This is a genomic window from Saccharopolyspora sp. 7B, assembly GCF_020177435.1.
Classification (GTDB): Bacteria; Actinomycetota; Actinomycetes; order Mycobacteriales; family Pseudonocardiaceae; genus Saccharopolyspora_C; species Saccharopolyspora_C gregorii.
On sequence record NZ_JAIUKC010000023.1, the window covers coordinates 1 to 6,217 of the forward strand.

5 protein-coding genes are annotated in these 6,217 nt (G+C 72.6%); 1 reads left to right on the forward strand and 4 read right to left on the reverse strand.

The genetic code is table 11. From position 1 onward, the window contains the following. Both LCD33_RS04950 and LCD33_RS04955 read right to left on the reverse strand, forming a co-directional pair. A partial coding sequence (locus LCD33_RS04950; RefSeq protein ID WP_224977558.1) for an Hsp70 family protein occupies positions 1-1,087 on the reverse strand: 1,087 nt, incomplete at its 3' end. Positions 1,088-1,196: 109 nt separating this feature from the next. Further along, on the reverse strand, positions 1,197-1,997 hold the full coding sequence (locus LCD33_RS04955) for an IclR family transcriptional regulator (protein WP_224957469.1): 801 nt from the start codon (positions 1,995-1,997) through the stop codon (positions 1,197-1,199). Between the two features lie 512 nt (positions 1,998-2,509). Here LCD33_RS04955 and LCD33_RS04960 point away from each other — a divergent pair. Further along, entirely contained in the window at positions 2,510-3,838 is a 1,329-nt protein-coding gene (locus LCD33_RS04960; protein WP_224957470.1) for an MFS transporter, read from the forward strand. A gap of 56 nt (positions 3,839-3,894) precedes the next feature. Here LCD33_RS04960 and LCD33_RS04965 read toward each other — a convergent pair whose 3' ends face one another. After that, positions 3,895-4,680: a 2-keto-4-pentenoate hydratase gene (locus tag LCD33_RS04965; RefSeq protein ID WP_224957471.1), complete on the reverse strand. Its 786-nt coding sequence runs from the start codon at positions 4,678-4,680 to the stop codon at positions 3,895-3,897. Positions 4,681-4,699: 19 nt separating this feature from the next. After that, positions 4,700-6,085, reverse strand: coding sequence for an LLM class flavin-dependent oxidoreductase (locus LCD33_RS04970; RefSeq protein WP_308011225.1), 1,386 nt, complete (start codon positions 6,083-6,085; stop codon positions 4,700-4,702). Positions 6,086-6,217: the final 132 nt, after the last annotated feature.

Genomic DNA, 6,217 nt, shown 5'->3' on the forward strand with positions numbered 1-6,217 from the left:
CGGCGGGGGCGGGGACGGGCTCGGGCCGCGGGGCCGGCCGGGCGGACACGAGCGCCGCGCCGAGCGGGACGGTGTACTTCGGGTGCAGCGTCACCCGCAGCGGCTTCCCGAACTCCTGCGCCACGAGCTGCGAGATCAGCGGGACCCGCGACGAGCCGCCCGCGAGCAGCACCGCCGAGAGGTCCTCGGTGCGCAGCCCGGCGGAGGCGGTGGTGCGGTGCAGCGCCTCGATGGTCAGCCGCACCGACGGCGTGATCATCTCATTGAACTCCAGGCGGGTGATGGTGATCTCCCGGGTCCCGGCGGGCAGCGGGAGGCTCAGCCGCACGTCGGGTTCGGTGGAGAGCTCCTCCTTGGCGCGCACGCACGCCGCCTGGACGGCCGCGATCGCCGCCGCGGATTCCGGGTCGGCCGGGTCGAGCGCGCCCACCGCCCCGTCCAGCCGCTGGTCCACGTGCGCGAACAGCGCCTCGTCGAAATCGATGCCGCCGAGGTGCTCGATCCCCTCCGGGGTGCCGAGGATCTCCACCTCCCCGCCGCGCATCCGCAGCACGGTGGAGTCGAAGGTGCCGCCGCCGAGGTCGTAGACGGCGATGATCTCGCCGTCGCCGAGCCGCCGTTCGCTGGAGTAGTGCGTCGCCGCGGCCTCCGGCTCGGTGATCAGCCGGAAGTCCGGGACGCGCGCCAGCCGGGGCACCTCGGTGAAGTGCTCGCGCCGGTACGGCCCCCAGATCGCCGGGTAGGTCAGCACCACCGAGTCCGGCGGCTCGCCGGAGATCCGGGTGACGGTGGCCAGCACGTCCCGCAGCTGCGCCGCCATCAGCGCCGCGGGGGAGTAGGTCGACCCGCCGAGCACCAGCGGCGTCGGATCACCCAGGCGGCGCTTGAAGTTCCGGCTGGTCGAGGCGGGGTCGCCCGCGGAGTCCGCCGCCGCTTCGCCGGTGAGCAGGATGCCGCCGTCGCCGCGCCGCGCCACCGAGGGCACGATCACCGCGGGGGACATCGGCACCATGCGGGTGCCGTCGGGTCCGCTGATCGCGGCCGAGGTGAAGGACGTTCCGAGATCGATCCCCACGCCGTACCGCACGCGCGCCCCCCTGAGTTCGGTGAAAGTGAAGAACGATCACAACTCGAGCGCGGGCAAGTCTATGCGCGGGTGCGGTATGCGCCCTACCTCCACAAGGGGGCAACCGGTGTCAGCCCGCGAGGGAGTCGCGCCAGAACAGCTCGGTGAGCCGGTCGGCGATCCGCTGCATGTGCTGCAGCGCCTCGGGGATCCGGGCCCGGCCGAAGCGGCTGCGCGGCCCGTTGAGGGTGAGGATCGCCACCAGCGTTCCCGCGCTGTCCCGGATGGGGCGCGACAGCGAGAGCAGTTCGTGCTCCAGCTCGTTGTCGATGATGGCGAAGCCCTGCTCCCGCACCTGCTCCAGTTCCTTGATCAGCGCGGTGCGGTCGGTGATGGTGTCCGGGGTGAAGGCTTCGAGCTTCTCGGGCAGCATCGCGCGCAGCTTCTCGGCGGGCAGGTCGGCCAGCAGCACCTTGCCGGTGGAGCTGGCGTGCACCGGGTAGTGCTGCCCGACGAGGTTGCTGGTGAGCACGCCCACGACGTGCGATCCGGCGGCTTCGGCGACCAGGTCGAGCCCGTCCTGCGCGTTCGGGATGGACAGCGTGACGGTCTCGTTGAACGAGTCGGCCAGTTCGTCCAGCAGCGGCTGGGCATGCGCGACCAGGCCCGCGTACGGGTCGGCGGAGCGGCCGAGCCGGGCGAGTTCCCAGCCGAGGACGTAGTGGGTGTCGATCCGGTCCACGAGCCCGCCCTGTTCGAGGCTGTAGAGCAGCCGGAACGCGGTGGGCCTGCTGAGCCCGGCGGCCTTCGCGAGGGTGGTGACGGTGGCGCCGTTGCGCGGCTGGGCGGCGATCTCGCGGAGCAGGCGCACGGCCTTGGTCACCGATTTGTTGACCATGCCGGTCTGTTCGGGCGTGTCGTCGTCGCCCATACCGCTTCCGCCTCCCGCTCCGGCCCGTTCCCGGGCCGCGCGGCCCGAGCCGTGCGGCCACCCTAACAGCCGCGTTCACTTCGTGGACGCGGTGGCGTGGTGGGGGTGTCCCTCCTGGTGGGCCCGGGGGAGGGCGCGGCCGGGCGCGCGGCGACCGGTACGGTCCGGCGCGGCGTTCCGGGCACGGGGGCGAGGCACGACGAGGTGCCGCGGCTGTCGGTGTTCGGCTCGGCACCCTCCGTGGTCGCATGGTGGACGTCGTGTCCGGTTCCGGTGTCGGCTCGTTCGGTTCGCCGACCTGGGCGGAATCCGGAGATGTGCGGTGGATCCTTGACTCCGCCGCCGATTTCCCGAAGGATTCTCGGCCGTTGTGTTCACATGGTGAACGCGCTAGGGGCTGGTCGGTGCCGCGCGTTCATCCCCGACCGTGCGGCCCGCCGCCGCACCTCCGCGCACCCGCCGCCGCGCACCGACCGCGCTCGCGGGTGCTCCACCAGGAAGGAAACGCACTGGTGACCACCACCGCAGTCGCCGCCACCCGCACGCCGGAGGAGCGGAAGCGGTTCCTGATCCGGCTGACCCTCGTCGTCGCGGGCGGCATGTTCATCGACGGGTACGTGCTCGGCATCGTCGGGACCGTGATCGGCGCCATCACCACCGACCTGCACATGTCGGTCTACGGCGAAGGCCTGATCGGCGCCGCCGCGCTGATCGGCATCTTCGCGGGCGGGCCGCTGGGCGGCTGGCTCGCCGACCGGTTCGGGCGCAAACCCATGTTCACCCTCGACCTGGCGCTGTTCGTGGTGGGTTCGGTACTGCAGTTCTTCGTCGACTCCAGCTGGCAGCTGTTCCTCGTTCGGCTGCTGATGGGCGTCGCGATCGGCGCCGAGTACTCGATCAGCTGGCCGCTGATGACGGAGTTCGCCCCGGCGCGGCTGCGCGGCCGGTGCCTGTCGTTCGCCGAAGTGGCCTGGTACATCGGGTTCGTCGGCGCCTTCATCGTCGGCTTCGCGCTCACCGCGGTCGACGCGGACTGGCGGCTCGTGCTCGGCACCAGCACCGTGCCCGCCGTGATCCTGTTCTTCGGCAGGCTCGGCGTGCCCGAATCGCCGCGGTGGCTGATGAGCAAGGGGCGCACCGAGGAGGCCGAGCGGATCGCCGCCACCTGGATCGCCGACCGCGCCGACCGCGCGGACATCTTCGAGGAGCAGCAGCGGCCCGGCCGGTTCGGCATGCTGTTCTCCCGCGAGCACTGGCGCTCCACCACGTTCATCTCGGTGTTCTGGTTCTGCACCGTCACCCCGTACTTCGCCATCGCCACCTTCTCCGCGAGCGTGCTCGCCCGCTACGGGCTCGGCGAGGACGGCCTGGTCGGCGCGATCGGCGTCAACGGGGTGGCGCTGGCCGGTGTCGTGGTCGCCTGCCTGCTCATCGAGCGGGTCGGGCGCCGGATGCTGACCATCCCGCAGCAGTGGGTGTGCGCGGTGGTGCTGGTGGTCATCGCGCTGTGGTCCTCGGCGCCGCCGGTGCTGGTGCTGGCGTGCTTCCTGGTGTTCGCCTTCGCCAACGCGATGTGCACCGGGTTGACCGGCGTCTACCCGGGCGAGGTGCTGCCGACCGAGCTGCGCGGCCTCGGCACCGGGTTCGCCACCGCGGTCAGCCGGGTCGGCGCCGCGATCGGCACCTTCCTGTTCCCGTGGTCGATGCAGGACCTCGGGCCCGCCACCACGATGCTCGTGGCGGCCGGGATCTGCGTGGTCGGTGCCGTCGTCTCGCAGGTGCTGGCGCCGGAGACGACCGGGCGCGCGTTGACCGGGATCTCCACCGCGGACGAGGACTAGCGCGCGCGGCGGGGTTCCGGGTGCGCCCCGGAACCCCGCCGTCACCTGCGCGGAGGTCACTCGGTGATCTCGAACTCGACCGTCCCCCAGCCGGTGAACTCACCGGCCCAGTGCCCGGCCCGGTCCACCGGCACCGCTTCCAGGCAGCTGCCCGGCAGCACGACCTGCCCGGCCTCGAACCCGATGCCGTAGTCGGCGAGCCGGTTGCACAGCCACGCCGTCGCGGCCAGCGGGTTGCCGAGGATGTTGCGGGTGTTGCCCGCCATCACCTCCCGGCCGTCGAGCCGCAGTGCGCCCCTGGTGTCGCTCAGCCGCAGCTCGGTGAGCCGCCGCGGCGTCCCGCCGAGCAGCACCGCCCCGGTGGAACCGTTGTCCGCCACGGTGTCCGGCAGCGAGATCGCCCAGTCCTGCACCCGGGAGTCGATGATCTCGATGGCCGGCATCGCGCAGTCCACGGCACCGATCACGTCGGCGACCGTCACGTTCGGCCCGCGCAGCGGTGTCGCCAGCAGGAACGCCGGTTCCAACTCGACGAACGGGGCGATGAACCGGTCCCGCGCGATCGGCACGCCCTCGGGTTCGAAGCCGCTCGCCAGCAGGTACCCGTAGTCGGGCCGGTCCAGCCCGAACGCGGCCTGCATGGCCTTGGCGATGTTGCCGAGCTTGTAGCCGACGATCCGGTCGCCGCCCGCGACGGCCAGCTCGGCGTTGTGCCGCTGCACCGCGAAGGCGGAGTCGGCGTCCAGCTCCGGCCACTTGGTGGTCGGCGCGGGCACCGGCGTCCGGTTGGCGCGCGCGTCGCGCAGCAGCGTGGCGACGTCGCGGATGTCCTGGTCCTGCACGGGAAGCCTCCTCCGGTGGTCAGATCGCGGCGGCGAGCTGGGTGCGGCCGGTCTTGCGGGCCGGGTGGTCGGCGGGCAGGCGGACGGTGCCGGGGCCGTGGAGCTTCTCGCGCAGGGTGCGGCCCTCGTACTCGGTCCACATCACCTCGCGGCGCTGCAGCTCGGGCACGACGAGTTCGGCGAAGTCCGCGATGTCCCGGTACTTCACGGCGTGGCCGAGGTTGAAGCCGTCGATGTCGGCCTCGTCGATCCAGCTCTGCAGCTCGTCGGCGACGGTCTGCGGGGAGCCGACGATGGTGGGTCCGCTGCCGCCGATGCCGATGAACTCGGCGATGTCGCGCGGCGTCCACTCCTTGTCCGGGTCCAGCTTCGAGAACAGGTCGACCATGGTCTGCCCGGCGTCGGTCTTGACGTGGCGCAGCGGCACGTCCGGGTCGAAGCGGGACATGTCCAGCGCGGTCCAGCCGCTGTAGCGGGCCATCGCGCCGGCGTAGCTGACCAGCTTGCGGTACTCCTCGTGCTTGGCGTGCGCCTGCTCGTCGGTGGGGGCGACGACGACGTTGAGCATCTGCAGCACCCGCAGCGATCGGGGGTCCCGGCCGAACGCGGCGGCCTCGGCGCGCAGCGCGTCGACCTGGCGCCGCAGCGAGGTCTTGGACAGCGAGTTCACGAACACGCCCTCGGCGTGCGCGGCCGCCAGCGCGCGGCCCTTCGAGGACCCGCCCGCCTGGAACAGCACCGGGGTGCGCTGCGGGGACGGCTCGCACAGCGCGAAACCGGGCACGGTGAAGTACTTGCCGCGGTGGTCGATGTCGTGCACCCGCGACGGGTCGGCCCACATCCCGCGCTCGGCGTCGCGGACCACGGCGCCGTCCTCCCAGGAGTCCTCCCACAGCTTGTAGCAGACCTCCAGGTGCTCGGCCGCCACGTCGTAGCGCTCGTCGTGCGGGGTGAGCAGCCCGTTGCCGAGGTTGCGCGCGGCGCTGCCCGCGTAGGAGGTCACCAGGTTCCAGCCGATGCGCCCGTCGGTGAGGTGGTCGAGGGTCGCGAACTTCCGGGCCAGCGCGTACGGGTGCTCGTAGGTGGTGGAGCCGGTGAGCCCGAACCCGAGGTGCTCGGTGGCGGCGGCCATCGCCGAGATCACCAGCGACGGGTCGTTCGCCGGCAGCTGCGCGGCGTCGGCGAGCGCGCCGGCGGCGCTGCCCTCGTAGATGTCGTGGTACCCGGCGTTGTCGGCGAAGAATACGCCGTCGAAGCGGGCCTCCTCCAGCATCTTCGCGTACTCGGTCCAGTAGCGGACGTCCTTGTAGCGCGAGCCCTGGTCCTCGGGGTGCCGCCAGAGCCCCGCGGACAGGTGCGCCGGGCCTTGGAAGTCGAAGGCGAACAGTCGAATGCGGCGAGACATCATCGGCTCCAGTTCGGTAGCGGGGCGTGCCGGGGACCCGCGCGGGGGGGGGGGGGCCCCCCCCCCCCCCCCCCCGGGGGGGGGGGGGGGGGGGGGCGGCGGGCGCGCGGGCCGCCCGCGCCCGCGCGGGCA

Excerpts from the sequence above, each read along its gene's own strand:
- LCD33_RS04970 (WP_308011225.1), bottom strand. The coding sequence starts at position 6,085 with ATGTCTCGCCGCATTCGACTGTTCGCCTTCGACTTCCAAGGCCCGGCG.
- LCD33_RS04955 (WP_224957469.1), bottom strand. The coding sequence starts at position 1,997 with ATGGGCGACGACGACACGCCCGAACAGACCGGCATGGTCAACAAATCG.